A 26,429-nucleotide genomic window follows, 5' to 3' on the forward strand; every position below is an offset into this window, starting at 1 on the left:
ACCCGCGTCAGCCAGCCCAGTGGTGGGTACTTCCTGTGGCTGGAGCTGCCCGAGCAGATGGACGCGTTGAAGTTGTTCCACATGGCCCTGGCCCAGGGCATCAGCATTGCGCCGGGGCCGATCTTTTCGCCGACCCAGCGCTTTGGCAACTGCATCCGCCTGAACTATGGCAGCCCGTGGGGCGAGGGGCCGCAGCAGGCCATGGAGACGCTGGGGCGGATCATCCGGTCGTTCTGAGGCTCAGCGCCCGCCGCCCAGGTCGATGAAGCTGCCGGTGGAATAGGACGCCTGCTCCGACAGCAGCCAGAGAATCGCCTCGGCCACTTCCTCGGCACGCCCGCCGCGCCCCATCGGCAGGCTGGTCTCGAGCTTGGCGACGCGCTCGGGGTCGCCGCTCAGGGCATGGAAACCGGTGTGGATGTAACCAGGGCGCACGGCATTGACCCGCACGCCCTCGCCCGCCACTTCCTTGGCCAAGCCCAGGGTGAAGGTATCCAGGGCCCCCTTGGACGCCGCGTAGTCGACATATTCGTTGGGCGAACCCAACCGCGCGGCCACCGACGACACGTTGACGATGGCCCCACCCTGCCCGTCATGCCGGCGCGCCATGCGCAGCAGCGCGTGCTTGGCGCAGAGCATCGGGCCGACCACGTTGGTTTTCATCACCTTGAGCAGGCGGAACTCGGACATGTCCTCGACCCGGCTCTGGGTGGCGATGGTGCCGGCGTTGTTGACCAGCGCAGTGACCGGCCCCAGCTCATGGTCGACTCGCTGGAACAGCTGCACCACCTCGTCCTCGACACTGGCATCGGCGCGCACGGCGATCGCCTGCGCGCCCAGGGCACGCACCTGGGCCAGCACCTGCTCGGCGGCCTGGTCGTCGGTGTGGTAGTTGATGCAGATACGGTAGCCCTGGCGGGCGGCGAGCAGCGCGGTGGCAGCGCCAATACCACGACTGGCGCCTGTGATGACGATGACCTTGTCCATGAGCCTGCCATGTTTAGCGTGGGAACAGGCCTACGAGATTAGGTGATAAGTCCTCGCCGGAGCAACGAGGCCGACCTGGCTCATGCCGGTGGCTCGACCACCACCGCCTCGCCGATCGCATAGAAATGCCCACCGGCCACATAGTGCAGGCTGCGCAGTTCAGGGCTGGCCGTTTCGAACTGCCAGTGCCCGTCGCGAAATACCCGGTCGTCCGCCCAGGCCGCCACCACCTCGCCGATGAACAGGTCGTAGGCCTGCTGGTTGTGCGGCTCGTCGATCACCCGGCACATCAGCCAGGCCGAACAGCCCTCGACCAGGGGCACCGGGTAGCCTTCGACGCGGGCCAGTTGCACCCCGATCGCCTGTAGCTTGCCCGGCTCGTCGGCCAGGCTGCGGTGGCCCACCTGGTGGGTCAGCAGGGCCTGGGCAGCGGTCGGTATCTGCAGGGCGAACCAACCGCTGTTCTTCACCAGCGCGCGCGTGCGCACGGCCTTGTCGATCACCACGGTGACCTTGGGTGGGTCGAAGTCCAGGGCACAGGCCCAGGCGGCGGCCATCACGTTGTCTACGCCGGCATGGCTGGCGGAAACCAGCACGGTCGGGCCGTGGTTGAGCAGTCGATAGGCTTTTTTCAGGTCGACGGGCTGGAAGTGTCTGTTCATTCGGTAGTCCTCGTTACCACTGGGTTGCATGGCAGCGATTGTGCCTACCTGGCCCTCTGACAGCCAGCGTACTTGCAGCCGGTTGGCCGAACCGGGAAGCTAGGCGCTGTCCTTCTGCCCGGAACGCTCCATGGAACTTCACATTTGCCTCGAAGGCCGCAAAGGCCTGGCGGAGCAGCTCTACCAGCAACTGCGCGCCGCCATCGACAGCGGCCACCTCGCCGCTGGCACCCAGTTGCCGCCAACCCGCCTGCTGGCCGAGCAGTTGGGCGTCTCCCGCAAGACCGTGGCCGAAGCCTATTCACGCCTGACCTACGACAACCTGCTCAGTGGCGTGGTCGGCCGCGGCACCTTCATCAGCCCGCGCCGCCCGCTACAAGCCAACGAGGCCAAGCCCATCGTGCTGGCCGGCGAAGCCACGCTGGAGCGCTGGCGCCAGCGCGCGACAGTCTTCGACCTTTCGACCCAGGAAGCGCCCTCGCGCTATGACTTCGCCGGTGGCATCTCGGCCAAGACCCAGTTCCCCTTCGACCAATGGCGCGCCTGCCTGCAATACGCGCTGCGCCGCAGCCAGCGTCACCCCGAGCGGCGCTTCCCGGCGCAGGGGCTGCCGGAACTGCGCGAAGCCATCGCCCACCACATCGCCTTCGCCCGCGGCGTGCACTGCAGCGCAGCCGACGTACTGGTGTGCAACGGCGCGCAACAGGCACTGGACCTGATTGCCCGGGTGCTGATCGAGCCCGGCAGCCAGGTGGCCATGGAAGACCCCGGCTACCCCCCTGCCCGCCAGCTGTTCCTGGCCATGGGTGCGCGCCTGCAGGCGGTGCCGGTGGATGACGAGGGCATGTGCGTGGAGCAGATCGCCGAAGGCACGCGGCTGATCTACGTGACCCCGTCGCACCAGTTCCCGCTGGGCATGCCGATGAGCGAGCGGCGTCGCCACGCCCTGCTGGCCCGCGCGGCCGAGCTGGGCGCGCTGGTGATCGAGGACGACTACGACTGCGAGTATCGCTACCACGGCCCTGCGGCCGACGCCTTGCAGCGCCTGGACCGCCATGGCGTGGTGGCCTACGTGGGGACGTTTTCCAAGACCTTGCTACCAGAGCTGCGCATGGGCTACGCCGTGTTGCCGCCCAGCATGCTACGGGCGGTCAATGTCGCCCGCAGCCTCAGTGACTGGCACAGCCCGAGCCTACCGCAGTGGGCATTGGCACGCTTCATCAGCGATGGCCACCTGAACCGGCATATTCGCCGTTGCCATGAAATCTACGCGGCGCGCCGCGAACGCATCCTCAGCCGCCTGGACAGCGATCTCGCGCCTTGGCTGACGGCGGTACCGACCAATGCAGGCTTTCACCTGAGCGCATTGGCTGCGCCACAGGTGGATGTAGAACTGCTCACCAGCATGGCCCGCCATGTCGAGGTGGGCATCTACTCGCTGGCACCGTTCTTCACCGAGGCTCCGGTACGCGCGGGCTTGCTGCTGGGCTTCGGCGCCATCGAACTGCTGGATATCGACCCGGCGCTGGACCGCGTGCGCGATACCCTGCAAAGCCTCAGCTGAGCGCCGCCACGCCTTCGGCCTGCCCCCGGCGAGCGATGGCGGTCGCATAGCTGCCTGGGGTGAAACGCGCCGTCACCAGCAGCATGGCCACTACCGTGACCGCCAGCAACGCCCAGGACGCCTGGAAGTCACCGGACACCTCACGTAGCCAGCCGGTAACATAAGGCACCGTGCCGGTGACGATGAAGCCGACGCCCTGCACGAAGGCCGCCAGGCTGCCAGCTTTCCCTGGGTGTTTCAGGTGTTCCAGGGTCAAGGTGAGGCTCAAGCTGAAGCACGCGCCCAGGCCCAGGCCGATCATCGCCACCCATAGCCCCATTGCCTGGGCAGGCGCCAGCAGCAGGCCGAGAAAACCACCCAGCTGGATCGTCAGCGCCAGCCACAGCCCAGGCCGACGATCACGCAAGCGCCGCAGTAGCAAGGGCAGGCCCAGGGCCCCCGCGACCTGGAACACCGTCATCAGGCCGACCAGTTCCCCGCCCCCCTGGGCCGTGCCGCCATGTTCCAGGTGATAGGCCGGCAACCAGGCCACCATGCTGGTGTAGCCGCCGTTGATCAGGCCGAAGTACAGCGCCAGCAGCCACGCCCGACGATTGCCGAACCAGTGCCCACCTCCGACGTCAGCCGCGCTCGCCACCGACTGGTGTGGCCGTAGCAGCGCCCAGCCAAGCAACGCCAGCATGGCCGGCAGCGCCCATACCCCAAGGCCAGCCTGCCAACTACCTGCCAGCGCGCTGACCGAAGGGCCAAGTACCGCCGCCAGGCCGCCGCCGGTCATCAACGCCGCCGAGTACAGCCCCATGGCCGGCGCCAGGCGCATGGGGAACCAGCGGTTGACCAGCCCCGGCATCATGCCCTGCACCACGGCCACACCCAGCCCGGCCAGTACCGCACTGGCGATCAGCGCCCAGGCGCTGCCCAGTTGCAGCCGCCAAAGGCAGGCCAGGGCAATGGCCGCAAGCCCCGCCAGCATGCCGCCATGTTCGCTCAGCCAGCGCCGCAACCATGGCTGCAACAACGGCACCAGGCCCATGCACAGCACCGGCAGCGCAGTCAGCAAGGCCGCCTGCTGGTAGCCCAGCCCGGTGCCCTGGCGTATGGGCTCCAGCAGCGGGCCGATGCTGGTGAGGATCGGCCGCAGGTTCAGTGCCAGCAATATCACCAGCAACAGGTTCAGCGTATTTCTCATGCCGGGTTGGCCTGGCGCCATTGCGCGTAGAGGCCTGCCTCGCCCTGTGGCTTGAGTGGGCGCAGGGCCAGGCTTTGCTGCTGTGCCGGTCGCGCCATCTGCTGGTAAACCTTCGCGGTGGACAACCCGTAGGGCTCGCCTTCGTCGTTGTCGTAGGCGAACCAGGCGCGTTCGATACCGCACAGGTGCATGGCCGCCAGGCACATCGGGCAAGGGTGCCCGCTGGCGTACACTTCGGCGCCGTCCAGGCGGGCCCGGCCCAGGGCCTGGGCGGCCTTGCGGATGGCCTGCAATTCAGCGTGGGCGGTGGGGTCCTGGGTGGTGTGGATTTCATTCACGGCGCGGGCGATGACCTGGCCCTGGTATACCAGCACGGCACCAAACGGGCGGCCGCCGGCCGCGATATTGTTGCGGGCGAGGTCCAGGGCCTCGCGCATGAAACGTTCTTCGCACATCGTTCAACTCTCCTTACCAGCGAGGCCGCCATTATCCCGGCTCGCGGCGCGCGGCAGAAATGAAGAGATTGGATGCACCCCAGTGGCCCGGTGAATGCCGCCATTGGCCTCCTGGCAAAGCCTGGTATTGGCTATCGGGCAGGCGCAGCGGCGGCGTTAAGGTAGCGCCATCCCCACCCGGAACACATTGGAGACCAACATGCACAACCGTATCGAATGGGCCAAGCACGCCCCCGACGCCTACAAAGCGATGATTGGCCTGGAGCAGGCCCTGGCCAAATGCGGCCTGGAGCACTCACTGCTCGAACTGGTGCGCCTGCGCGCGTCGCAAATCAACGGCTGCGCCTATTGCGTGAACCTGCACGCCAACGACGCGCGCAAGGCTGGCGAGACCGAGGCCCGCCTGCAAACCTTGAGCGTGTGGCAGGAAACCCAGTACTTCACCCCCCGTGAACGCGCCGCCATGGCCTGGCTGGAAAGCCTGACCCGCTTGCCCGAGCGTGGTGCCCCACAGCCTGAATACGAAGCGCTGCTGGAGCACTTCAGCGAGGCGGAGGTGGCCAACCTGACCCTGGCGATCGCCACCATCAACGCCTGGAACCGCTTTGGCGTGGGCTTTGCGATGGTGCCGGCCTAACTCGGCTTGAGCCGTTCGCGGTAGCTGCCGGGGCTGTAGCCGGTCCATTTCTTGAACGCCCGGTGAAATGCGCTGGGCTCCTGGAACCCGGTGTACTCGGCGATTTCGGCAATGCTCAAACGGCCTTCGCGCAGCCGCTCGAAGGCCATGGCCCGACGCACCTCGTCCTTGAGCTGCTGGTACGAGCGCCCCTCACGCTCCAGCTGGCGGCGAAAGGTACTGGCGCTCATGCCCTGGCGCTCGGCCAGGGCCGCCAGGGTCGGCCACTGCCCGTAGTGCCGGGCACGCAGGTGGCGATACACCTCGGCCACCAGGCCGCCCTGGTTGCGAAAACGGATGACCAAGCCTTGCGGCGCGCTGCGCAGGAAGGTCTTCAGCGCCGCCAGGTCCTGCACCACTGGCAGGCGCAACCAGGCGCTGTCGAACTCCACTTCGGTACGGCCGCTGCCCAGGCGCAGGTCCGGGCCCCACAGCAGCGGGTCGTCCTCCTGCGCCGGACGCTGCAGCGCGAACTCCGTACGGTCGATGGCGATGCGCCGCCCGGCCAGCCAACACAGCAAGCCGATCACCAGCACCAGATAGGTTTCCTCGGCGTACACCCGGGTCAGCGGGTCGCTCAAGGTCGATTCCACACTGAGCACCACGCGCCCGCCACGCACCGTGAAACGGCCACGCAAATCACGCAGGAACAGGCCGAAGCCCGCCAAGCACTGGCGCAGCGCTTTCTCCAGGTTCGGCTCCTGGATCAACCCGCGGCAGATCAAGGCAAAGCTGCCCAGCGGCATGCCGTGGCTATCCAGGCCGAAGAATTCATCGTCCAGGCGCCGGATCAACGCCAGCCACAGCTGGGCGAACGCCTTGGCCGGCACCCGCGCCTGTGGCTGGGCCAGCAGCGCCGGGTCGATACCCACCGCCTGCAACTGCGCGTCGCGCTCGGCCGGTTGGTCGCGCAGGGCGTGCAGCATGGCATTGAGAAAGTAAACGGCGACCGAATCGCTATCGCGCATGGCGGTTTTTCGCTGTCTATGCTGAGTGGCAAAAAATGCCAGGTTGACTGAACAGTTTCGGCATAGGCCCTCCCCAGGCCATTGCCTAGACTCCAGACCCATCCGGGACGGCGGCCATTCTCGCAGAGCCACGCCGTGCCCGCCATGCTTGCCAAGGGAGCCTTACATGAGCCGTGCAGAAATCTACGTCGTCAGTGCCGTGCGTTCCGCCATCGGAAGTTTCGGCGGGTCGCTCAAGGACCTGCCCCTGGCCGACCTCGCCACCACGGTCAGCCGCGCCGCCATCGAGCGCGCGGGTATCAGTGCCGAGCAGGTCGGCCATGTGGTGATGGGCAATGTGATCCCCACCGAGCCGCGCGATGCCTACCTGGGCCGGGTGGCCGCAATGAACGCTGGTATCCCCAAGGAAACCCCGGCGTTCAACGTCAACCGCCTGTGCGGCTCGGGCCTGCAAGCCATCGTGTCCGCCGCCCAGAGCCTGCTGTTGGGCGACACCGACGTGGCCCTGGCCGCCGGTGCCGAATCCATGAGCCGCAGCCCCTACCTGCTGCCGCAAGCCCGCTGGGGCGCGCGCATGGGTGACCTGCAAGGCATCGACTACATGGTCGGCATCCTGCAGGACCCGTTCGAACACTTCCACATGGGCATCACCGCCGAGAACGTTGCGGCCAAGCACGGCATCACCCGCGAAATGCAGGATGAACTCGCCCTGACCAGCCAGCGCCGCGCCGCCCGCGCCATCGCCGAAGGACGCTTCGACGGCCAGATCGTGCAGATCGAGCTGAAGACCCGCAAAGGCAGCGTGCAGTTCGCCGTGGACGAGCACGTACGCGGCGACGTCAGCGCCGAGCAACTGGCCGGCATGAAGACCGTGTTCAAGAAGGACGGCAGCGTCACCGCCGGCAACGCCAGCGGCATCAACGACGGTGCGGCCGGCCTGGTACTGGCCACCGGTGATGCAGTGCGCCGCCTGGGCCTCAAGCCCCTGGCGCGGCTGGTGGCCTATGCCCACGCAGGGGTAGAGCCGGAGCTGATGGGCCTTGGGCCGATTCCCGCCACCCAGAAGGTACTTGAGAAAGCCGGCCTGTCGGTGCGCGACCTGGACGTGATCGAGTCCAACGAAGCCTTCGCCGCCCAAGCCTGCGCCGTGGCTCGTGCACTGGACTTCGACCCGGAGAAGGTCAACCCCAACGGTTCTGGCATCTCCCTCGGCCACCCGGTGGGCGCCACCGGCGCGATCATCGCCACCAAGGCCCTGCATGAACTGCAACGCGTACAGGGCCGCTACGCCCTGGCAACCATGTGCATCGGCGGCGGCCAAGGCATCGCCGTGGTCTTCGAGCGCGTCTGAGAGGAGTGACGACATGAGCATCCAGCAAATCGCCGTGATCGGCGCCGGCACCATGGGCAACGGTATTGCCCAGGTGTGTGCGGTGGCCGGTTATCAAGTACTGCTCATCGATGTTTCCGAGGCCGCGCTGGAGCGCGGCGTGGCGACCCTGGGCAAGAACCTCGAGCGCCAGGTCAACAAGGGCACCCTCGAGGCCGACCAGGCCGAAGCGGCCAAGGCGCGCATTCGCACCAGTACCGACTACACGCAATTGGAGCACGCCCAGCTGGTGATCGAGGCGGCTACCGAGAACCTCGCGCTCAAGCAGCGCATCCTGCAACAGGTGGCGGCGCACGTGGCGCTGGACTGCCTGATCGCCACCAACACCTCGTCGTTGTCGGTGACCCAGCTGGGCGCCAGCATCGAAAACCCCGAGCGCTTCATCGGCGTGCATTTCTTCAACCCGGTGCCGATGATGGCGCTGGTCGAGATCATCCGTGGCCTGCAAACCAGCGACGACACCTACGCCCAGGCCCTGCTGGTCACCGAGAAGCTGGGCAAGACGCCGATCAGCGCCGGCAACCGCCCGGGCTTTGTGGTCAACCGCATCCTGGTGCCGATGATCAACGAGGCGATCTTCGTGCGCCAGGAGGGCCTGGCCAGCGCAGAAGACATCGACACCGGTATGCGCCTGGGCTGCAACCAGCCGATCGGCCCGCTGGCCCTGGCCGACCTGATTGGCCTGGATACCTTGCTGGCGATCATGGAGGCCTTCCACGAGGGCTTCAACGACAGCAAGTACCGCCCTGCCCCGTTGCTCAAGGAGATGGTTGCCGCCGGTTACGTGGGGCGCAAGAGCGGCCGCGGCTTCTTCAACTACTGAGGGGCGTGCGCCATGCCGGTCTCTGCTGAACTGCGCTGTGCCAATTTCGAGGAACGCCGCGACAAGGCCATGGCGCTGTTCGCCGAGAAAGGCTTCGGTCAGGTCAGCATGCGTGAACTGGCCGCCCATGTGGGGCTGACGGCGGGGTCGCTGTACCACCACTTCCCGAGCAAGCAGGACCTGTTGTTCGACCTGATCGAAGAACTCTACGAAGAACTGCTGGCGACCCTGGAGCAAGGCCGTCGAGCCCTGGCCCTGGGCAAGCCAGCGCTGGCTTGCCTGATCGCTGCCCATTGGCAATTGCATACTGAAAGGCCGTTGCAGTTTCGCCTGGCCGAACGGGATTTCTGCTGCCTGAGCGAAGTGCAGCAGGCGCGCCTGAATACACTGCGACAGCGCTACGAAAGCGGGTTGCTGAGGCTGGTGGCGCCACGCGCGCAGGCGAGCGCGCAGGTGCTCGAGGCGACCGGGCATGTGCTGGCCAACTTGCTCAACCAGTTGCCTGGCGTGCTGCAAGGGCGCGGGCTGAGTGAGGTGCAGGGGGTGGAGTTGATGGAGGGGCTGGTGGTCGGTGGGATGGAGCGGGTACTAGGTTAGCCTGTTCTGGCCCTTTCGCGGGTAAACCCGCGAAAGGGCCAGCCAGTTTTAGAACTGAGGCGCTGATAGCAGCGCCTCGAAATCATCACGCGATCGCCGCATCCACCAACACCTGCGCCTCTTGCACCAGACGCTGCAGGTGCGCTTCGTCGACGAAGCTCTCGGCGTAGATCTTGTAGATATCTTCAGTACCCGAAGGCCGCGCGGCGAACCAGCCATTGGCGGTCATCACCTTCAGGCCGCCGATGGCCTGCCCATTACCCGGCGCATGGCTGAGCACCTGCACGATAGGCTCGCCAGCCAGCTCGGTGGACTTGACCTGCTCTGGCGACAGCTTGCCCAGCAGCGCCTTCTGCCGCGCATCGGCCTTGGCCTCTACGCGGGTGGCGAACGGCTTGCCCAGCGCCTGGGTGAGGTCGGCATAGGCCTGGCTGGGGTTGCGACCGGTACGCGCGGTCATCTCGGCCGCCAGCAGCGCCGGGATCAGGCCATCCTTGTCGGTGGCCCACACGCTGCCATCCAGACGCAGGAACGAAGCGCCAGCGCTCTCCTCGCCGCCGAAGCCCAACGAGCCCTCGAACAGGCCCTGGGCAAAGAACTTGAAGCCCACCGGCACCTCGTACAGCTCGCGGCCCAGGCGCGTGGTGACGCGGTCGATCAAGCCGCTGCTGACCACGGTCTTGCCTACCGCTGCGTCGCTGCGCCACTGCGGGCGATGGCGGAACAGGTAGTCGATGGCCACGGCCAGGTAGTTGTTCGGCGCCAGCAAGCCGTCAGCGGTGACGATGCCGTGGCGGTCGTGGTCCGGGTCGCAAGCAAAGGCCACGTCGAAACGCTCGCGCAGGCCGATCAGGCCCTGCATGGCGTGGGGCGAGGACGGGTCCATGCGGATCTGCCCGTCCCAGTCGACGGTCATGAAGCGGAAGGTCGGGTCGACCTCGGTGTTCACCACTTCCAGGTTCAGCTGGTAGCGCTCGGCGATCGCCGACCAGTAGCGCACCCCTGCCCCGCCCAGCGGGTCGACGCCCAGGCGCAGCTTGGCCTTGCGGATCACCTCGAAGTCGATGACGTTTTCAAGATCCGCCACGTAGTGGCTCACGTAGTCGTGGCGCTGGGTGGTCGGTGCTTGCAGCGCCTGGCCGTGGTCCATGCGCTTGACCCCGGCCAGGTTCGCGGCCAGCAGCTCGTTGGCCTTGGCCTCGACCCACTTGGTCACGTCGCTGTCGGCCGGGCCGCCATTGGGCGGGTTGTACTTGAAGCCACCGCTTTGCGGCGGGTTGTGCGACGGGGTAATGACGATGCCGTCGGCCAGGCCCTGCTGGCGCCCACGGTTGTAGCAAAGAATGGCGTGGGACACCGCAGGCGTCGGGGTGTACTCGTCATCCTTGGACAGCATCACCTGCACGCCATTGGCCGCCAGCACTTCCAGTGCGCTGGCCGCAGCCGGTGCCGACAGCGCGTGGGTGTCGGCACCAATGAACAGCGGGCCATCGATGCCTTTTTCCTGGCGATACAGGCAGATGGCCTGGGTGATCGCCAGCACGTGGTACTCGTTGAAACTCAGCTCGAACGAGGTGCCGCGGTGCCCGGAAGTGCCGAAGGCCACGCGCTGGGACGCCACCTGGGCGTCGGGACGGCCGGTGTAGTAGGCGGTCAACAGGCGGGGGATATCGACCAGCACGCTGGCCGGAGCCGGCTTGCCTGCCAAAGGACTGAACGTCATGCAGAACCTCGAGTTCAACGGGATGTTGGTGTTGGAACGCCCAGTGTACTGGGAGTTTCGACGCCTTGCGATGGGGGCACCGACCTGTGCATCACGGGTGCGCCCCACCAACTGGGAAACATCTGCTGTACCCGGGCGTCGGCGAAGCGCTCGTCGATCAGCAGCAACACGCCCCGGTCCTGGTCGCCGCGAATGACCCGCCCTGCTGCCTGGATCACCTTGCGCACACCGGGGTACAGGTAGGCGTAGTCGAACCCCGCACCGAACTGGCGCCCCAGGCGCTGCTTGAACTGCTCGTTGACCGGGTTCACCTGGGGCAGCCCGAGGGTGGCGACGAAGGCGCCGATCAAGCGGCTGCCCGGCAGGTCAACACCTTCGCCGAACGCCCCGCCCAGCACAGCAAAACCAATGCCCTGCCCATCGGCCACGAAACGCGCAAGAAAGGCTTCGCGCGCCGCTTCGTCCATGCCCGGCGCTTGCGCCCACTGGACGATACCGGGGTGACGTTCGGCGAGCAGCCTGGCTACCTGGGCCAGGTACTCGAAGCTGCTGAAGAACGCCAGGTAGTTGCCGGGCTGGCGCTGGTACTGCTCGGCGATCAGCTCGACGATCGGCGCCAGCGAGGCCTGGCGCTGCTGGTAGCGGGTGCTGACCTGGCTGGCGATGCGCACTTGCAACTGCTCGGCCCGAAACGGCGCAGAGACGTCCAGCCAGGCGGTATCGGCGGGCATGCCCAGCAGGTCGGCATAGAACTGCCGGGGCCCGAGGGTGGCGGAGAACAGCGTGACGCTACGTGCAGCGCTCATGCGCGGCGCCAGTAGGCGCGCCGGCACCACGTTGCGCAGCGCCAACGTGGCCAGCCTGCGGCGGCGCGGGCCCTCGCGCAGGCTCACATCGAACAGGTAGTGCTCATCGAACCCTTCGGCCACCCGGCTGAACTGCAAGGCCTGGAAATAGAACTGCAATAGCGCCGGGTCCAGCCCCGTGGGGGACTGCTCCATGCGTTCCTGGATCAGCCCCAGGCACTGCTGCAAGGCGCCCAGGAACGCCTCGGGCAGCTGCTCGAGCGCCTGGTAGGGCGCGCGTTGCTCCTTGTACAACGCGTTCCAGTGACGATTCAGGCGCTCCAGCGCGCTGCCCAACCCCTCCGGTTTGGCCTGACGCAGGGCCAGCAACTGCCCCTGGTCGAGGCTAGCGCTGTACATGGCGCGCCCCCGCTCCACCAGGTTGTGCGCTTCGTCCACCAGCACCGCAACCCGCCATTGGTTGGCCTGGCCGAGGCCGAACAGCAGGGCGTGGGCATCGAAGTAGTAGTTGTAGTCGGCCACCACCAGATCCACCCAACGGGCCATTTCCTGGCCCAGGTAATAGGGGCAAACCTGGTGCGTCAACGCGACTTCACGCAGCGCTGCGCGGTCGAGCATCGGCACCTGGGCGGCCGCTTCGCGGGCGACGGGCAGGCGGTCGTAGAAGCCCTTGGCCAACGGGCAGGCCTCGCCGTGGCAGGCGACCCCCGGGTACTCGCAGGCCTTGTCACGGGCGATCAGCTCCAAGGTGCGTAATGCTGGCAGCGCGCCTGCGTCGGTGACCTGGCGCACAGCGTCCAGGGCCAGGGCGCGGCCGGGTGTCTTGGCGGTGAGGAAGAACAGCTTGTCCAGCTGCTGCGGCACCATGGCCTTGAGCAACGGAAACAGCGTGCCAAGGGTCTTGCCGATGCCGGTGCTGGCCTGGGCCATCAGGCAGCGGCCTGTGCTCACCGCCTTGTAGAGGGTTTCGGCCAACTGCCGCTGGCCTTGACGAAACTGCGGGTACGGAAAGCCCAGGGCCTGCAAACCGCTGTCGCGCTCACCGAGGCGCTGCGCCTGGGCCTGGGCCCAGGCGAGAAAGCACATGCACTGGGCCTCGAAGAACTGGCGCAGGGCATCGGCGCTGTGCCGCTCATGGAGCAAGGTCTGGCGGTCGCTGTCGACGTCCAGGTACACCAGGGCCACATCGATGCTGTCCAGGCCTCGCGCCTGGCACAGCAGCCAGGCGTACACCTTGGCCTGGGCCCAATGCAGTTGGCGATGGTTGTCCGGCTGGCGTGCGAGGTCGCCACGGTAGGTCTTGATTTCCTCCAGGCGGTTGCGCGCCGGATCGTAGCCATCCGCGCGACCACGCACCCGCAGCCCCTGGAACTGCCCCTCGAGGGCAATTTCCGCCTCGTAGCCCGTGTCGCGCCGAGCCACGATCCGCTGGTGGCCCTGGATGCCCTCCAGGGCCGTGGGCGATGGCGTGAAGCGCAGGTCCAGGTCGCCGACCTTGGCGCTGAACTCGCACAGGGCACGCACCGCCACACTGGCAATCATGCGGCCTCGCACCAGCGCACGTGGCATACGGCAACGGGCAAGCCATGTTCATGGCAGAAATCCAGCCAGCGCAGCTGGTTGTCCTGCAGGCGGTCGCCCGGCCCCTTGACTTCGACCATGCGGTAGCTCCCCTGCTCGGGCCAGAACTGGATCAGGTCCGGCATGCCGGCGCGGTTGTTGCGAATGTCCTGCAGCAGGCGCAGAAAACACTGCTTCAGATGCGCCGCCGGCAAGCAGGCCAAGGCCTGGTCGAGCAAGCGGGCATCGAGCATCTGCCAGAACACGAAGGGTGATTGCAGCCCTTGCTTGGCGGCGAAGCACTGGCGCATGGCGTGCGCATGGCTGCCATCGTCGAGCCTGCCCAGGCAGGCCTCGAACAACAACTCGCGGCGCTGCTGGAAATCATCGTCGTACAGGTCTTGCGGCCCGGCCTGGAAAGGATGGAAGAACGCCCCCGGCAGCGGCGCGAAGATCGCCTCCCAGCACAGCAGCCCGAACAAGCTGTTGAACAGGGTGTTCTCGACGTAGTGCACCTCGCCGCCCTGCTCGGCCAAGTGCCGACGTACCGCCTCCTCCACCCCCAGCGCCGCCAGCGCTTGCGGTAATTGCAGCTCGATCACCTGCAACTCCGCACCCCGGCGGCGAGGCTGGGGCGGGCCGCCGAGCTTGCGCGCCAGGCGCGGCAGCATGCGCGCCAGGGCTTGCGCCTCCAGGGGGTTGGCCGGGGCCTGGGCCATGTGCAAGGCCAGCGCCTGTGCCTGCGGCCATTGCTCGCTGCGCTCGAGCACCCGCACCTGGCGAATGCGCGCCTGCGGGTGGTCACAGCCGTTGTACACCGTCAACGCCAGGTCCCAGTCGCCCAGGCGCTCGCAGCGCTGGCCCAAGGCGAACAGCAAGCGAGCATGGCGCCGCGCCAGCCAGGGGTTGTCACTGTGCAGCCCGTGCAACGCTTGCAGTAGCGCGCCCGGCGCCTCACCCTGCTCCAGGCGCTCGGCACACGCGTGCAGGGCCAACGCCAGGTCGACGTCGCGACGCTTGCGCAGGGCGCGCGAGTCACCGCTGAACGCCACCTGCTCGTAGCGAAACACCCCCAGGTCGGCGAGCACGAACTCCGACCAGTCCTGGTACAGGTTGCCGAAGAACAGCAGGCGCAAGCGGTCGCACAAGGGTTGCAGGCGCCAATGCAGGATGCCCAGCGCCGCGTCGGCGAACCAGTCGGCCAAAGGCCGTGGCGCCAGGGCATGCGCCTGCAACTGGGCCAACAGGTCGGCCTTGGGCGCCCGTGGTCGGGTGAGGTACGCGGCGAAACACTGCACCAGCTCGTCCTTGCGCAGCATCGCGAACAGCTGCTCCAGGCCCAGCACCGGGCGGTCACATACCCAGCCCAGGGCCAGCAACGGCGTCAGGGCCGCGTCGAGGTCGCCAATTTCGGCGTAATCGAGCTTGTCGCTGCGAAACCACTCGCCCTTGCGCATGACCATGCGCACCAGCAAGGCCTGCGCAGGCTGCGCCAATGCGGCGAAATCGTGGATGAACGCAAGCTCCTGGGGCTCGAGCAGGTCGGTGTAACGCTGCTCGACCCAGGCCAGCACCTGGCGGAAGTTGTGCAGGTAGTAATGGGGGTCGTCGACGGAATGGGCGATCACGGCGCAAATTCGGTGGGGCTGGGAAAGCACTGGTTATACATACAGAAAACCACCGCTGGCAACCCCGACAGATCAGCGGTCATCCCTGCTCGTCAGCGAACCTTCGATGCTGGCTCGAATGCCTGGGCCAAGCGCCGCAAGGCCTCGCGCAGCTCGGGCAAATGCTCGCCATGCCAGGCCAGCAACAGGCATTGCTGGTAGCGCCCTTGCAAGCTGAACTGCTCGCCTGGCGCCATGCACAGCGCCGTACCGACCAACGCGTCCAGGCCCCGGGGCATGTCCATCGGGTAGCGCAGCCTGCACCACAAGGCCCTGCCACCCTCCGGACGGGTGAAGGCCAGCTGTGCCCCCAGTTGCGCTTCGACTTCCTTGCACAGCTGTGCCATGCGCGCCGCCAACGCGCCGCGCAGATACTGCAGGTGAGTGTCGATGTCGCCACGGCTGTACAGGTGCGCCACCGCTTGCTGGCGCAACGGCGGCAACACGAAGCCGCGCTGGGCGAACACTTCGCGCAGACGCCCGTGGCGGCCCAGCACATAGGCATAGGGTGCCTCCCCCCCCACCACCGCCTCCAGCGAACCGAGCACCAGCACCCGTCGTGGGTCGACCCGGTCCCGCAGGCGCAGGCTCGGTGGCGGCGCGAAGCAATGTTCGCTGTCCAGGTCGTTCTCCAACAGCCAGGTGGGGTACTGAGCCAGCAAGGTGGCGACAGCCTGCTGGTCGCGTGCCGTCAGCAGGCGCCCACCCGGCATGCCCAGGCACGAGGGCAACAGCAGCAGGTGCACCGGTTCGCGTCGGAACAGGCGCTCCAGCTTTGCCAGGTCGAGACCGCCGCGCTCGTCCTGCGACACTTCGAGCACCCGCATGCCCGCCTGGTGCAAGGCCTGCAACACTCGCCAGCAACACGGGGTAGCCACCACCACCGTGCGGTCCTGCAAGTGCAACCCAGCCAGCAGGGTCTGCAACAGCGCGTGCACGTCAGTGGCCAAGTGGACGTCCTCGGCGCTCCAGTAGCCGCTCGAAGACGGGGTGTAGCGTGCAGCCAGCACACTGCGTAGCAGCACCGGGCCGGCGGTGCGGGGTTGCCCTGGTTGGGTACTGGCCTGGCGGACCAGGCGCCGCTCCTGCGCCAGCAGTGCCCGCTCCAGGCGAGTGGACGGTAGCGGTGCCAAACTGAAGGGCTGGCTCTGGCCGCCCACCTTCGAGACCGCAGCCCAGGCCGTGGGTGCCGGGCTGCGTAAGCGCACGAAGTAGCCCGACCTGGGGATCGAACTGACCCGCCCCTCATCCTCCAGCAGGCTGTAGGCACTTTGTACGGTCGCCAGCGAAACCCGTAGCCGCCGCGCCAGGTCACGCAACGACGGCAAGCGCGCATCACCGCCCTGCTCGGCTTGGGCGATCAGGGTTTCGAGGTAGCGGTAGACTGTCTGGTAGGCGAATTCGCCACGCGCCGAACGCCCCATCAGGTGACAGCCCAGGTCTTCGCTTCACGGAACACCTCAAGGCGCGGCAGCAGGCGCAGGTGCGCGTCTCGCAGCGCCAAGCTGTCCAGCAGGCGCATTGCCGACGGGGCGACATTGCCAGCATACAAGGCGCGCAACTGCGCCATGCTCAAGCCGCTGGTGTCGAGCAACCATTGCTGCACGGTGTCTGGGCAGGGCTTGCCTTGCAAGGCCTGGTGCAGGTAGGGCAAAGCCACGCGCATGCTGGGGTGGCAGCGCTTGAGGAACAGCCCCAACCCGCGACCGCGGTGGTTGAACGGGGTGAACAGCAGGCAGGCCAATTGCGTATCGCCAATGCCGTAGGTTTGCTGGAGCAGCGCCCTGGCCTGTTCGTGCATCGACTGGGAACAGGGGCTTTCGCCCGCCCCCTGCAAGAGTTGGGCATGCAATCCGCGCAAATGCGCCAGTGCCAGCGGGTCGAAGAACGCCCCCAGGGGCGTTCCGGAGGCGATAGCCAGGTGACGCAGGCCGAGCATCTGCACCACGCGGTCGTTGTCCCCCTGGGGTGGCAACAGCTCATCGATGGCGATCAAGCGCAAGGCGCTAGGCTGACTCGGGGTCTCGCCCGGCGTTGTGGGGCTATCCAGGGGCGATGCAGCCACTCGGTGCAAGCGCCCCAAGGCCTCGCACAGGGCACCTGCACACGGGTGGGCGCCCGGCAACCCACGCTCACCGGCAAGGCGCATGCCCGACCGGGCCCAGGCCAGGTAGCGCCGGCGCTGGCGTTCGGGTATCGCGGTAATCAGGGCACTGGCGCCGCCCTTCCAGGCCAGCAGTTGCTGGCAGGCATCGGCCAGTTCCAAATGCAAGCGACTGCCCAGCAACGCCTCGGGGCGGCCACCACTGAGGTGCCCGAACAACAGCATGCCCTGGCGCTCGCCGGGCAGGCTGCCATCGGTGGCGTGCAGGCGGGCGGAAAAAGGTTGTACCTGCCCTGCCTTGAGCATCAGCAGCTCGACCCGCGGGTCCTCCTGCAGGAACAAGGCACTGAATGCGCGCTCGTGATCATCGAGCAGCTCATTGCGCAGTGCTGGCTGGCAAGCCACCACGACCCGAAGGTGGAAGGTTTCCGGGCCGCGCAAGGCAATGCTCAGTTGGGCGGCCCGCAACGTCGCCAGCAGGCGGGCGCTGCGTGGGTCGTTGGCATGCAGCACCAGCAGGCGAAACTCCCCGATGTATTCCAGGCCGCCGGCGGCCACCAGCAGGCGCTGAATCAGCAACTGCACCGAGGCCCGCTGTGCCTGGGACATGTGGTCCAGTACACGTTGTAGAACTTGCTGGTAGATATAGTGCATGGCTTGGTCATGAATATTGCTCATTGCATCACTCCATTCCTTCGACACCCCGCGACATTTCAGGCAGGAACCCAATATCCGGAAGCGAATTAAACTTGAAGATATTTCCCACAACTATTTGGGAAACTTTGAAGTGACATCTACTGTCGCCAAGCCATAGAGAAAAACGAACGCCGCTTTCGCCCTTGCACGCCCAACGCACGTGCCTCCCTGGACTGCCCCATGCTCATGCCACGCTCCTTTGCGCAAACTGTCACCGGGCCATTATCAGGCGTTACGAAATCAATAAAAGATACAGATCAAGGTAAAAAAACCATTCAGGCAAAGCGCATAATCGACACGATTCCAGGCACTTTCCTCGGGCTAGAGCATAGTCAACGCAAAACAACTTGAAAACAAAGAAACCCTATATATGGATGTCATCCACTTAACTTAATTGCGTAGGAATAGTCCGAAAAAAAAACCGGGCAAGGCCCGGTTTTTATTTACATTTCGAAACTTACTCGTGGCCCATCTCCAGCACCACGCGGCCACCGCAGGGGCACTCATCCATATGCCGGTGTGCCTCGACCACCTGCTCGAACGGGTACACCTTGATGATCTGCGGGGTCAGCAGCTTGTCAGCGGTGAACTGGTTGATATCGCGCAGGGCGCGCTGCACGGCGACCTGGTCCTGGGAGATGCCCAGCTCCGGCTTGCCGGTGAAGTTGCCGATGCAATGCACGTAGAACTGGATGTTCTTCTGGAACGCCGCACAGGCCGGGAATGGGGTCTGGTTGCCGCCTTGCAGGCCATACAGCACCAGGCTGCCACGCGGTGCCAGTACATCACCGAGCAGCGACATCTGTGGCCCGCCCATGCCATCGAGGACCATGTCGACGCCACGGCCATCGGTATACTTGCCCACCTGCATCAGCAGGTCCTGCTCTTCGGTGACGATCACCTTGTCGGCGCCCAGGCTCAGCAGGTATTCACGCTGCTCAGGCTCCTTGGTGGCGGCGAACACCTTCAGGCCCAGGGCTTTGCCCAGTTGCACGAAGGCAGGCCCGGCACAGTGGCTGGCATCGGTGACCAGCGCGGTCTGCCCGGCCTTGGCACGTGCCAGGTCGACGTAAGCGAAATAGGCGATCAGCATCGGCGTGTAGTGCACGCTGGCCTCGATCGCTGTCAGGGTATCGGGGTAACGGGTAATTGCAGAGCGCGGCAACACGATGACGTCGCCATAGACCGGGTGGTCGTTGGCACTGGCCGCCGGGAAACTGGCAACCCGGTCGCCCACCGCGATGTCATCGACACCTGCGCCGACCGCGCTCACGACACCCGCCATTTCATGGCCGATACCGGCTGGCAAGCTGACCTTGGAGGACGCCAGGTTCTGCCGCCAGAGTACGTCATACCAGCTGATGCCGATGGCCTCGACACGCACCTGCACCTCGCCTGCCGCGGGTGACGGCTCAGCTTGCTCCTCACAACGGAGCACGTCGGCAGTGCCGAACTTGTGGAAACGGATCATGCGGGACATCGCATACCTCGACTTTGTGAACCTCGTATTACCCCGGACTCTATCCGGGCTTTGCTCGTTAGACCATCAGTGGCCATTAATAGTCGACATGCCTGTCATTGATTGGGCTCCCAGCAATTCCATGCATTGGCCTCTGTAAACCCGTGCAGCGTACCAGCCTTTGGCCTTAAGATTCACCCCTGCCCAACTCTTATGGCGAAATGCATCGATGAACCGGAACGACCTGCGCCGCGTAGATCTGAACCTGCTGATCGTGTTTGAAACGCTCATGCACGAGCGTAGCGTGACCCGCGCTGCCGAAAAGCTGTTCCTCGGCCAGCCGGCAATCAGTGCAGCGCTGTCGCGCCTGCGCAGCCTGTTCGACGACCCCTTGTTCGTACGCACCGGGCGCAGCATGGAGCCTTCGGCGCGTGCGCACGAGATATTCTCGTTGCTGTCGCCGGCGCTGGACTCGATCTCCACCGCCGTGAGCCGCGCCGCCGAATTCGACCCTGCCACCAGCACCTCGGTGTTCCGCATCGGTCTCTCCGACGACGCCGAGTTCGCCTTGCTGCCGCAACTGCTCAAGCGTATTCGCGCCGAAGCGCCGGGTATCGTGCTGGTGGTGCGTCGGGTCAACTACCTGTTGATGCCGACCCTGCTGGCCTCGGGCGAGATCTCGGTGGGCGTGAGCTACTCCACCGAATTGCCAGCCAACGCCAAGCGCAAGGTGCTGCGCCGCAGCATGCCCAAGCTGCTGCGCGCCGACAGCGTGCCCGGCAGCATCACCCTGGACGACTTCTGCGCCCGCCCCCATGCGCTGGTTTCCTATGCGGGCGACCTTTCCGGGTTCATCGATGAGTCGCTGGCCGAAGTCGGCCGCAAGCGCCAGGTGGTATTGGCCGTGCCGCAGTTCAACGGCCTGGGCAGCCTGCTGGCCGGTACCGACATCGTCGCCACCGTCCCGGACTACACCGCCGATGCGCTGACCGCAGGCGGTGGTTTGCGCGCCGAGGAGCTGCCGATTCCGGTGCAGAGCTTCGAGCTGCACATGGCCTGGCGCGGCGCGCAGGACAACGACCCGGCGGAGCGCTGGTTGCGCTCGCGGATACAGATGTTCTTCGGGGATCCGGACAGCCTGTGAAAGAACACCGGTGAACGGCTTTCAAGCGCGTTCACCTGGATCTCGCCACGACACAACAACTGCCGTGCAACCGAGGCGTTCTATTTCTGCGCCGGTTGCACAGCCTGCAAGTGATTGGAAAACCCTGCCTCGGTTTCGCAGCGCCACGTTGCCCAAAGCTTGCACCCTGCCTCGCCGCCCATGTCCAACTCCAATGCCAGCCAGTTCCGAGCCGGCATCACGTACCGATTGAACCCGGGGAACAGCATCATCTCGACACAGTGCTGCACATCGATGGATTGGACCTTGCTCGCGGTATGGTTCAGCAACTGCAGAAAAAGCCGCTCGGCCACGCCGACCAAAGACGGATGCACCACACCTGACGAGGTGAATTGCTGAATCTGCGCCCAATTCGACGTCGGCGGAATATCCCGCCGGTAGCAACTGCCCCACGCCGCCACATGCACGTCTCCGGAAGCAATGGAGACCCGCAGCATTCGCTGCTCGGCAATACGCGTCAGCGACTCCAGAAGGCGCTTGCGCTCACCCTCATGATCCCCGTGCGACCAGTGATCCTTGAGGTCATCGGCATTGCTGTCGAGCACATGGTCCTGGCCAAACGTATCGAGCAACCCTTCAGCCAGTGACAATTTGGGGTGCGCGACGGGCACCGAGGACATGAAGATCAAGTGCTGGCATTTGCTTCCAGGGTGAGCAGGCTTGCCGTCACGCAGCGTGCCGAGCCAAGCCTGCATGGCCGTCCAGGTGTTGGCCCCCATCACCTGGGTACGTGAACGCTCAGTGCGCAAATCCGCGACGAACAGCGATACCGGTCCCATGTGATAGCCGAAACTGAAACCCGCCTGGCCATCCAGCAGCGGCAAGGCCAGTCGATCCCCTTTCAAGCGTGCGCTCCATTGCACCGGCTCGTACTGTGGATCCTGTTGGGAAACGTTCGCACGCTGAAGCAACTGCTGCTGCGGCAAATCCTCCAGCGCATGCTGCAACTGGAACACCCAGAACGCCTTGCGCGCATGGCGCATCAACACCTGGAACAGCTCACAGTGCTGCATGGGCGGGCTGTATGAGCCCCAGCCGTCGAAGATGTCGTGGTCATCCCACATCATCACCGTAGGAATCCTCGCCATCCCATCAGCGGCATCGAGATTCGCCTTTCCATGCCCCCAGTCACGCCGTGTATCGGGCAGCCAACGATCGGCATAGAGGTCGAAATAGTAAGCCTCGATCTCCTTCTCCAACGCCGCGCTCACCTTGAACGCCAATTGTTCCTTGCGCGACAGCCCGACCCACTTCTTGAGTGGCTTTATGTCCTCCCAGATCGAGTCGAAGTAGATCTGGTCGCCGCCCATCAGCAGTAACTGGAACCGCTTCAAGCCCTTGTCGTGGATTCTTCCTTCATGCCAAAGCTGCTCCTTGTCCAGCTGGTAGTCCGGCGCCCGCAGATCGCTGTCATGGTTACTGATCAAGTCGGCCCAGACCGCGTTTTCAGGGCGGACCAACTTGCGCATTCCACTGGGATCTGAAAAACCATTGCAGGAAACGTAGGCCATCCTCGGCGCATACTCTTGACCGGGAACGGAGAACTGCCAGTGTGGCCCGCCCTCTCCTACACCGAACTGAACCGTGCGCTCCTGCTCCTGCTGTTTACAACTCAGGTCATACCGAAGGATGGTTTCCTTCGGGCGCTGCAGCAAAACCTTCGGCGCCGGGCACTCCCGCCCTTCGATGGAAAACGCGGGGAATGCAGAACCACTTTTCACCCCGACCAACGCGGTTACCTGCCATTGCCCTTTGCTGATACCTCGAAACGACAACACTGGCCCAACGGTAAAGCGTGTTTTGGACATCCCTGTTATCTCCCCTCAAGTTCAGCAGCAATCACGTTGACGATCTTGGTGCGCGAAGCGGCTCTGTTGGCCAGCCTCTGCGCTTCGCCGGTTTGATCCAACCATTCCCTGAATCGCTGCAACGCATGGCGCGTGTGCGACTCATCGCGGCAGTTGGCCAGGAAGGCAAACTGCACTTTCTGTACATCATCCGCGACGAACACACCGAAGGACCCACTGACCACCGTGGCGTCAGGAAAGCCAAGCAACGCAGTGGCCTGCGTCTCTGTAGCCCCTCTGTGACAGGCAATCAAATGCAACGGCCCGTGCGCGCCCTTCAATAGATCGACGTATTCGTGGTCGCGCAGAAAAGGTTTACCCACCAGCTCACGCGCCGCGGAAACCGTGAATGCAGCCGGGATGGCATGGACAAAAGCCGCGATGTCCGCCCCGGCAATTTGAACAACGGCGAACGCTTGGCCAACCGGTTTGTTGCCACCGTTGAGCGCCTGCAATAACACCGTTTCCATCGCTCGTTTGCGCTGACGAAAGTCCATTCGTGTCCAATCGAGGGCTTGGCCCATATCGAACCGACTCGAAGCTGCGGTGGTTACGCCACGCTGGGTCAGAACAACCAACGCATCCAGCAGCGCTTCCTGAACCCGTGTTCGCAACTGCTCGACGGTGAGGACCATCCCACCCCTGAAGGGTGTCTGTTGCTGAATGAAGTCCTGGAAGCGCTGATTACGTGCAGCCTCAACTGCCTGGCCCGCACCTGCGGGGATAGTTGGCATGGCGATGAAGCGCACCTTCCCCCGAGCGGTGGCAAGCCCCTCCATGTACTCCGCATGGCAGATACCGATGTCGCCGTCACGGCTAGCCCACCCGGCGTTGCCATTGGACAGCACCAGCAGCACATCGCAATCCCTGACCACCTGCAAACAGGCATCCCAGCTGTCCTGCGTGGCATCGGCAGGAGGTGCGTCTTCGTTGATCCAGACCTCGAACACCTGCTTGCCAAACAGCTTCGTGCCTTCTATCTCGCGCTTGAGTTGCTCCCGGATACTGCTGAGTGTCTGGCCGCTGTCAGCAGGAAAGCGATCGTTACATCGACTGGACAACATGACTTTGATTTTCTTCGACTGCGCCATCCTTGCTCCTGCGCCACTGGAATAATCTGAAATGCCTCGAGTCATCCGAGATCCGGAACGAGCGAATCGAAAGCAATCTAGTAAAGTTTTGTGATGTGCGCTCACTTTCAAGCAAAACAGATTGCGGCGCAGGCCATGTGGGTGCGGTCATTCATGAATGCATGAGTTGATACCGCTGTCCGCCGCGGCACCACACTCGTCAGCATCGGTCATCGCGAACGCCTATGCTGTAGGTAGTCCAGCCTTTCGGCACCCCGCCAGCCAATGACAAGGAGGAGATTGCATGTTGGCTTGCCCCCTTCCCGTTGACGAAACCCTGCGCCAGCACACCCTCGACGAGATGCACCTGCTCGACACCCCAGCCGAGCACTACCTCGACACCCTGGTGCGCCTCACCCAGGACCTGGCCCACGTGGACACGGTGCTGATCAGCCTGATCGACCAGAACCGCCAGTGGTTCAAAGCCCGGGTAGGCCTGGACGCCAGCGAAACGCCGCGGGACATTTCCTTCTGCGGCCACGCGATCCTCGGCGACGACACCCTGCTGGTGCCCGACGCCCAGCAAGACCCGCGGTTCGCCGACAACCCCCTGGTGCTCAACGCGCCCTACATCCGCTTCTACGCCGGCCACCCGCTACGGGCCGGCAATGGCAAGGCCATCGGCACCTTGTGCATGCTCGACCCCCGCCCGCGCACCCTGAGCGCAGCGCAGCAGGCGAACTTCAAGGACCTGGCCACCCTGGCCGAGGGCTACCTGCAACTGCGCAGCCTGATCCAGAGCAACCGCGACCTGCGCATGGAGATGGACCGCGAGCAACGCAAGGCGCTGCTCGACCCACTGACGCAACTGTGGAACCGTGGCGCCCTGGTAGCCTTCGAACAGCGCGAGCGGCGCATGGCGCAAGAGAACGGCCTGAAGCTGGGCGCGCTGTATGCCGACCTCGACCACTTCAAGTCCATCAACGACAAGCATGGGCACGCCGGTGGCGACCAGGTGTTGTGCGAAAGCGCACGCCGCTTGCGGGCAGCGCTGCGCCCAGATGACCTGCTGGTGCGCCAGGGCGGTGAGGAATTCGTCGCCCTGCTGCGAGTGAAGGACGGCAGAGAGCTGCAGCGCATCGCCGAACGCGTGCGGCAATTGATCGGCAACGAACCGATGCAACTGGCCGCTGGACCGCTACAGGTCAGCCTGAGCATCGGCTGCACCTTGCTGGCCGCCGACGAGCAGGTCGACCATGCCCTGGGGCGCGCCGACGCGGCGCTGTACCAGGCCAAGCAGACCGGGCGCAATCGGGTCGTGTACGCGCCACCGACAGGCCTGGCCAAGGCCTAGCGGAACCGCTTCCACCTGCCACCATTCTCAATCCCTTCCCCACCGATTACACTTGCGACCAATTCCTATTTGCACTTGGTAATCTTTTGGGGAGGGTGGGATGTCCACCGTTGTTGCCGACGGCGCTGTACACAGAGGCTTGGAAACACTCTACCGCGAGCACAGCGGCTGGTTGCACGGCTGGTTGCATCAGCGACTGAACAGCGGCGCCGATGCCGCCGACCTCGCCCAGGACACCTTCATCCGGGTGCTGCTGGCACGCACTGCCGGCACGCTCAACGAGCCCCGTCACTACCTGGCAACCATCGCCCGCGGCCTGGTCATCGACCTGTATCGCCGCCGCAGCCTGGAAAGCGCCTACCTCGACGCCCTGGCGCTGCAACCGCAACGCTATGCCCCCTCCGCCGAAGCCCGCGCCGTCATCCTCGATACCCTGATGGCCATCGACCGCATGCTCGATGGCCTTGGCCCCCGCACCCGCGCGATCTTTCTCGCCGTGCAGCTGGACGGTTTGAGCTACGAGAAAGCCGCCGACAAGCTCGGTGTGTCGGTCAGCACCGTGCGCAAGCACCTGGCGCGTGGCCTGCTGCATTGCTTGCTGCTCGAGGCGGCATGAAGGCCATTCTTGCCGACGCCATGGACTGGTACGTGCGCTTGCATGACAGCAACGTCGATGAAGCGACCCGCATGCAGTGGCGCGCCTGGTGCGCAGCCGACCCTCGCCACGCCGCCGCCTGGGCGCGCCTCGAGCAACTGCAAGGCCGCCTGGCCAGCGCCCCCGGTGGGGCGGCGCAAGCGCTGACCCTAGCCCGGCACGATCGCCGCCATGCCCTGAAGGCCTTGGCGCTGCTGCTGGGTGTCGGGGTGGTCGGCTGGCAAGGCTATCGAGCCTCGCCATGGAGCGCCGAGCATTCAACCGGTGTTGGCCAACGGCGCCAACTGACACTGGCCGATGGCACTCGCCTGGACCTCAATACCGATACCCGCGTGGATATCCACTTCGACGCGGGCCAACGCCTGATCCAGCTGCGTCAAGGCGAGATCCTGGTGGAAACCGCCAAGGACCGGCGCCCATTAAGCGTGCGCACCGCTGCAGGCGACATCCTGGCCTTGGGCACAAGGTTCAGCGTGCGCCAACAGGCTGGCATGAGCCACGTGGCAGTGGCCGCCCACGCCGTGCAGGTACGCCCCAGCCACATCGCCGAGAGCGTGCGAGTCGACGCCGGCTACAGCCTGAGCTTCAGCGCCGACCACACCGAGCCGCTACGCCCCCTGCCTCCCGACGCCCTGGCCTGGGCGCGCGGCATGCTGGTGAGCGTCGACTGGCGCCTGGGCGATGTGGTCGAGGAACTGGCGCGCTACCGCCCCGGTCATCTCGGGTGCTCCAGGCAAGTCGCCGAAATGCGCCTGTCCGGCGCCTTCAGCCTCGACGACACCGACATCGCCCTGGCCAGCCTGGAAGACGCGCTGCCGGTGCGTGTACGTCGCCTGACCCGCTATTGGGTGCAGCTCGAGCCGCTTGAGCGGGCTTGAAGGGTATTGCGCCAGGCCCCGTAACTTTTTTGCATTCAGGGGTAACAGATTTCTTCCACTGCTTCGGCTCTTGGGGACGCGCCTATCCACCGCGCCCCAGCCCCCCCACCAGGAGC

General features: G+C 65.3%; 23 protein-coding genes and 1 pseudogene. 11 read left to right on the forward strand and 13 right to left on the reverse strand.

Annotated elements, in window-relative coordinates:
• Positions 1 to 237 (forward strand): annotated as a pseudogene (locus ACQKPE_RS15870) (PLP-dependent aminotransferase family protein); the annotation flags it as partial.
• A gap of 3 nt (positions 238 to 240) precedes the next feature.
• On the opposite strand, the gene ACQKPE_RS15875 reads toward ACQKPE_RS15870, so the two are convergent.
• Entirely contained in the window at positions 241 to 987 is a 747-nt protein-coding gene (locus ACQKPE_RS15875) for an SDR family oxidoreductase (protein ID WP_427667264.1), read from the reverse strand.
• A gap of 80 nt (positions 988 to 1,067) precedes the next feature.
• Positions 1,068 to 1,649: a flavin reductase family protein gene (locus tag ACQKPE_RS15880; protein WP_427667265.1), complete on the reverse strand. Its 582-nt coding sequence runs from the start codon at positions 1,647 to 1,649 to the stop codon at positions 1,068 to 1,070.
• Between the two features lie 130 nt (positions 1,650 to 1,779).
• Between ACQKPE_RS15880 and ACQKPE_RS15885 the strand changes: the two genes are divergently transcribed.
• Positions 1,780 to 3,213: a PLP-dependent aminotransferase family protein gene (locus ACQKPE_RS15885; protein WP_427667266.1), complete on the forward strand. Its 1,434-nt coding sequence runs from the start codon at positions 1,780 to 1,782 to the stop codon at positions 3,211 to 3,213.
• On the opposite strand, the gene ACQKPE_RS15890 is transcribed toward ACQKPE_RS15885, so the two are convergent.
• Positions 3,206 to 4,402, reverse strand: coding sequence for a cyanate transporter (locus ACQKPE_RS15890; RefSeq protein ID WP_427667267.1), 1,197 nt, complete (start codon positions 4,400 to 4,402; stop codon positions 3,206 to 3,208). The genes ACQKPE_RS15885 and ACQKPE_RS15890 overlap by 8 nt on opposite strands.
• Positions 4,399 to 4,857, reverse strand: a complete 459-nt coding sequence (locus ACQKPE_RS15895) for a nucleoside deaminase (RefSeq protein WP_427667269.1) — start codon at positions 4,855 to 4,857, stop codon at positions 4,399 to 4,401. The genes ACQKPE_RS15890 and ACQKPE_RS15895 overlap by 4 nt, the downstream gene beginning before the upstream one ends.
• A gap of 199 nt (positions 4,858 to 5,056) precedes the next feature.
• Here ACQKPE_RS15895 and ACQKPE_RS15900 point away from each other — a divergent pair, with 199 nt between their 5' ends.
• A complete protein-coding gene (locus ACQKPE_RS15900; protein ID WP_427667271.1) occupies positions 5,057 to 5,494 on the forward strand; it encodes a carboxymuconolactone decarboxylase family protein in 438 nt (145 codons plus the stop codon).
• Here ACQKPE_RS15900 and ACQKPE_RS15905 read toward each other — a convergent pair.
• Positions 5,491 to 6,501, reverse strand: a complete 1,011-nt coding sequence (locus ACQKPE_RS15905) for an AraC family transcriptional regulator (protein WP_427667273.1) — start codon at positions 6,499 to 6,501, stop codon at positions 5,491 to 5,493. The genes ACQKPE_RS15900 and ACQKPE_RS15905 overlap by 4 nt on opposite strands.
• 166 nt (positions 6,502 to 6,667) lie before the next feature.
• Between ACQKPE_RS15905 and ACQKPE_RS15910 the strand changes: the two genes are divergently transcribed.
• The 3 genes from ACQKPE_RS15910 to ACQKPE_RS15920 are packed head-to-tail and all read left to right on the forward strand — an operon-like array spanning position 6,668 to position 9,311.
• On the forward strand, positions 6,668 to 7,852 hold the full coding sequence (locus tag ACQKPE_RS15910) for an acetyl-CoA C-acyltransferase family protein (RefSeq protein WP_427667274.1): 1,185 nt from the start codon (positions 6,668 to 6,670) through the stop codon (positions 7,850 to 7,852).
• Positions 7,853 to 7,865: 13 nt separating this feature from the next.
• Positions 7,866 to 8,714, forward strand: coding sequence for a 3-hydroxybutyryl-CoA dehydrogenase (locus ACQKPE_RS15915; protein ID WP_427667276.1), 849 nt, complete (start codon positions 7,866 to 7,868; stop codon positions 8,712 to 8,714).
• 12 nt (positions 8,715 to 8,726) lie between these two features.
• Complete coding sequence (locus ACQKPE_RS15920; RefSeq protein ID WP_427667278.1) at positions 8,727 to 9,311, forward strand: TetR/AcrR family transcriptional regulator; 585 nt, start codon at positions 8,727 to 8,729, stop codon at positions 9,309 to 9,311.
• Between the two features lie 85 nt (positions 9,312 to 9,396).
• Here the strand turns inward: ACQKPE_RS15920 and pgm are convergent, their stop codons facing one another.
• From pgm to ACQKPE_RS15945, 5 genes are all read right to left on the reverse strand, one after another.
• Positions 9,397 to 11,034 (reverse strand): phosphoglucomutase (alpha-D-glucose-1,6-bisphosphate-dependent), encoded by a 1,638-nt coding sequence (gene pgm, locus ACQKPE_RS15925; protein ID WP_427667279.1) that lies wholly within the window; start codon positions 11,032 to 11,034, stop codon positions 9,397 to 9,399.
• Positions 11,035 to 11,048: 14 nt separating this feature from the next.
• The gene (locus tag ACQKPE_RS15930) at positions 11,049 to 13,382 is read right to left on the reverse strand and encodes a helicase C-terminal domain-containing protein (RefSeq protein WP_427667281.1); all 2,334 of its coding nucleotides are present in this window, start codon (positions 13,380 to 13,382) and stop codon (positions 11,049 to 11,051) included.
• Positions 13,379 to 15,028, reverse strand: coding sequence for a VRR-NUC domain-containing protein (locus ACQKPE_RS15935; RefSeq protein WP_427667283.1), 1,650 nt, complete (start codon positions 15,026 to 15,028; stop codon positions 13,379 to 13,381). The genes ACQKPE_RS15930 and ACQKPE_RS15935 overlap by 4 nt, the downstream gene beginning before the upstream one ends.
• A 92-nt stretch (positions 15,029 to 15,120) precedes the next feature.
• Positions 15,121 to 16,491: a PLP-dependent aminotransferase family protein gene (locus ACQKPE_RS15940; RefSeq protein WP_427667285.1), complete on the reverse strand. Its 1,371-nt coding sequence runs from the start codon at positions 16,489 to 16,491 to the stop codon at positions 15,121 to 15,123.
• The gene (locus ACQKPE_RS15945) at positions 16,491 to 17,849 is read right to left on the reverse strand and encodes a hypothetical protein (protein ID WP_427667286.1); all 1,359 of its coding nucleotides are present in this window, start codon (positions 17,847 to 17,849) and stop codon (positions 16,491 to 16,493) included. Before ACQKPE_RS15945 ends, ACQKPE_RS15940 begins: the two co-directional genes overlap by 1 nt.
• 198 nt (positions 17,850 to 18,047) lie before the next feature.
• Between ACQKPE_RS15945 and ACQKPE_RS15950 the strand changes: the two genes are divergently transcribed.
• Entirely contained in the window at positions 18,048 to 18,218 is a 171-nt protein-coding gene (locus ACQKPE_RS15950; RefSeq protein WP_427667288.1) for a hypothetical protein, read from the forward strand.
• A 106-nt stretch (positions 18,219 to 18,324) separates the two neighbouring features.
• On the opposite strand, the gene ACQKPE_RS15955 is transcribed toward ACQKPE_RS15950, so the two are convergent.
• Positions 18,325 to 19,347 carry a zinc-dependent alcohol dehydrogenase family protein gene (locus ACQKPE_RS15955; RefSeq protein WP_427667290.1) on the reverse strand — a complete coding sequence of 341 codons (1,023 nt, stop codon included), beginning with the start codon at positions 19,345 to 19,347 and terminating at the stop codon, positions 18,325 to 18,327.
• Between the two features lie 208 nt (positions 19,348 to 19,555).
• On the opposite strand from ACQKPE_RS15955, the gene ACQKPE_RS15960 reads away from it, so the two are divergent.
• Entirely contained in the window at positions 19,556 to 20,470 is a 915-nt protein-coding gene (locus tag ACQKPE_RS15960) for a LysR family transcriptional regulator (RefSeq protein ID WP_427667292.1), read from the forward strand.
• Positions 20,471 to 20,550: 80 nt separating this feature from the next.
• Here ACQKPE_RS15960 and ACQKPE_RS15965 read toward each other — a convergent pair whose 3' ends face one another.
• Together ACQKPE_RS15965 and ACQKPE_RS15970 are read right to left on the reverse strand one after the other, a co-directional pair.
• Positions 20,551 to 22,317 carry an alkaline phosphatase family protein gene (locus ACQKPE_RS15965; RefSeq protein WP_427667294.1) on the reverse strand — a complete coding sequence of 589 codons (1,767 nt, stop codon included), beginning with the start codon at positions 22,315 to 22,317 and terminating at the stop codon, positions 20,551 to 20,553.
• 5 nt (positions 22,318 to 22,322) lie between these two features.
• The gene (locus tag ACQKPE_RS15970) at positions 22,323 to 23,447 is read right to left on the reverse strand and encodes a DUF4062 domain-containing protein (protein ID WP_427667295.1); all 1,125 of its coding nucleotides are present in this window, start codon (positions 23,445 to 23,447) and stop codon (positions 22,323 to 22,325) included.
• Between the two features lie 283 nt (positions 23,448 to 23,730).
• Between ACQKPE_RS15970 and ACQKPE_RS15975 the strand changes: the two genes are divergently transcribed.
• The 3 genes from ACQKPE_RS15975 (at position 23,731) to ACQKPE_RS15985 (ending at position 26,313) form a co-directional block, all read left to right on the forward strand.
• On the forward strand, positions 23,731 to 24,780 hold the full coding sequence (locus tag ACQKPE_RS15975; RefSeq protein ID WP_427667297.1) for a sensor domain-containing diguanylate cyclase: 1,050 nt from the start codon (positions 23,731 to 23,733) through the stop codon (positions 24,778 to 24,780).
• A 100-nt stretch (positions 24,781 to 24,880) separates the two neighbouring features.
• Positions 24,881 to 25,396, forward strand: coding sequence for a sigma-70 family RNA polymerase sigma factor (locus ACQKPE_RS15980; RefSeq protein ID WP_427667299.1), 516 nt, complete (start codon positions 24,881 to 24,883; stop codon positions 25,394 to 25,396).
• Positions 25,393 to 26,313 carry a FecR domain-containing protein gene (locus ACQKPE_RS15985; protein WP_427667301.1) on the forward strand — a complete coding sequence of 307 codons (921 nt, stop codon included), beginning with the start codon at positions 25,393 to 25,395 and terminating at the stop codon, positions 26,311 to 26,313. The genes ACQKPE_RS15980 and ACQKPE_RS15985 overlap by 4 nt, the downstream gene beginning before the upstream one ends.
• The last annotated feature ends 116 nt before the right edge of the window (positions 26,314 to 26,429 follow it).

This window comes from Pseudomonas sp. NPDC089554 (assembly GCF_050280645.1).
GTDB lineage: Bacteria > Pseudomonadota > Gammaproteobacteria > Pseudomonadales > Pseudomonadaceae > Aquipseudomonas.

What these genes read in the sequence shown, in the direction of transcription:
- ACQKPE_RS15910 (WP_427667274.1), top strand. Translation starts at nt 6,668, where the DNA reads ATGAGCCGTGCAGAAATCTACGTCGTCAGTGCCGTGCGTTCCGCCATC.
- ACQKPE_RS15875 (WP_427667264.1), bottom strand. Translation starts at nt 987, where the DNA reads ATGGACAAGGTCATCGTCATCACAGGCGCCAGTCGTGGTATTGGCGCT.
- ACQKPE_RS15945 (WP_427667286.1), bottom strand. Translation starts at nt 17,849, where the DNA reads ATGAGCAATATTCATGACCAAGCCATGCACTATATCTACCAGCAAGTT.
- ACQKPE_RS15915 (WP_427667276.1), top strand. Translation starts at nt 7,866, where the DNA reads ATGAGCATCCAGCAAATCGCCGTGATCGGCGCCGGCACCATGGGCAAC.
- ACQKPE_RS15880 (WP_427667265.1), bottom strand. Translation starts at nt 1,649, where the DNA reads ATGAACAGACACTTCCAGCCCGTCGACCTGAAAAAAGCCTATCGACTG.
- ACQKPE_RS15920 (WP_427667278.1), top strand. Translation starts at nt 8,727, where the DNA reads ATGCCGGTCTCTGCTGAACTGCGCTGTGCCAATTTCGAGGAACGCCGC.
- ACQKPE_RS15890 (WP_427667267.1), bottom strand. Translation starts at nt 4,402, where the DNA reads ATGAGAAATACGCTGAACCTGTTGCTGGTGATATTGCTGGCACTGAAC.
- ACQKPE_RS15930 (WP_427667281.1), bottom strand. Translation starts at nt 13,382, where the DNA reads ATGATTGCCAGTGTGGCGGTGCGTGCCCTGTGCGAGTTCAGCGCCAAG.
- ACQKPE_RS15980 (WP_427667299.1), top strand. Translation starts at nt 24,881, where the DNA reads ATGTCCACCGTTGTTGCCGACGGCGCTGTACACAGAGGCTTGGAAACA.
- ACQKPE_RS15905 (WP_427667273.1), bottom strand. Translation starts at nt 6,501, where the DNA reads ATGCGCGATAGCGATTCGGTCGCCGTTTACTTTCTCAATGCCATGCTG.
- pgm (WP_427667279.1), bottom strand. Translation starts at nt 11,034, where the DNA reads ATGACGTTCAGTCCTTTGGCAGGCAAGCCGGCTCCGGCCAGCGTGCTG.
- ACQKPE_RS15975 (WP_427667297.1), top strand. Translation starts at nt 23,731, where the DNA reads ATGTTGGCTTGCCCCCTTCCCGTTGACGAAACCCTGCGCCAGCACACC.
- ACQKPE_RS15970 (WP_427667295.1), bottom strand. Translation starts at nt 23,447, where the DNA reads ATGGCGCAGTCGAAGAAAATCAAAGTCATGTTGTCCAGTCGATGTAAC.
- ACQKPE_RS15950 (WP_427667288.1), top strand. Translation starts at nt 18,048, where the DNA reads ATGCTCATGCCACGCTCCTTTGCGCAAACTGTCACCGGGCCATTATCA.
- ACQKPE_RS15960 (WP_427667292.1), top strand. Translation starts at nt 19,556, where the DNA reads ATGAACCGGAACGACCTGCGCCGCGTAGATCTGAACCTGCTGATCGTG.
- ACQKPE_RS15940 (WP_427667285.1), bottom strand. Translation starts at nt 16,491, where the DNA reads ATGGGGCGTTCGGCGCGTGGCGAATTCGCCTACCAGACAGTCTACCGC.
- ACQKPE_RS15895 (WP_427667269.1), bottom strand. Translation starts at nt 4,857, where the DNA reads ATGTGCGAAGAACGTTTCATGCGCGAGGCCCTGGACCTCGCCCGCAAC.
- ACQKPE_RS15955 (WP_427667290.1), bottom strand. Translation starts at nt 19,347, where the DNA reads ATGTCCCGCATGATCCGTTTCCACAAGTTCGGCACTGCCGACGTGCTC.
- ACQKPE_RS15985 (WP_427667301.1), top strand. Translation starts at nt 25,393, where the DNA reads ATGAAGGCCATTCTTGCCGACGCCATGGACTGGTACGTGCGCTTGCAT.
- ACQKPE_RS15885 (WP_427667266.1), top strand. Translation starts at nt 1,780, where the DNA reads ATGGAACTTCACATTTGCCTCGAAGGCCGCAAAGGCCTGGCGGAGCAG.
- ACQKPE_RS15965 (WP_427667294.1), bottom strand. Translation starts at nt 22,317, where the DNA reads ATGTCCAAAACACGCTTTACCGTTGGGCCAGTGTTGTCGTTTCGAGGT.
- ACQKPE_RS15900 (WP_427667271.1), top strand. Translation starts at nt 5,057, where the DNA reads ATGCACAACCGTATCGAATGGGCCAAGCACGCCCCCGACGCCTACAAA.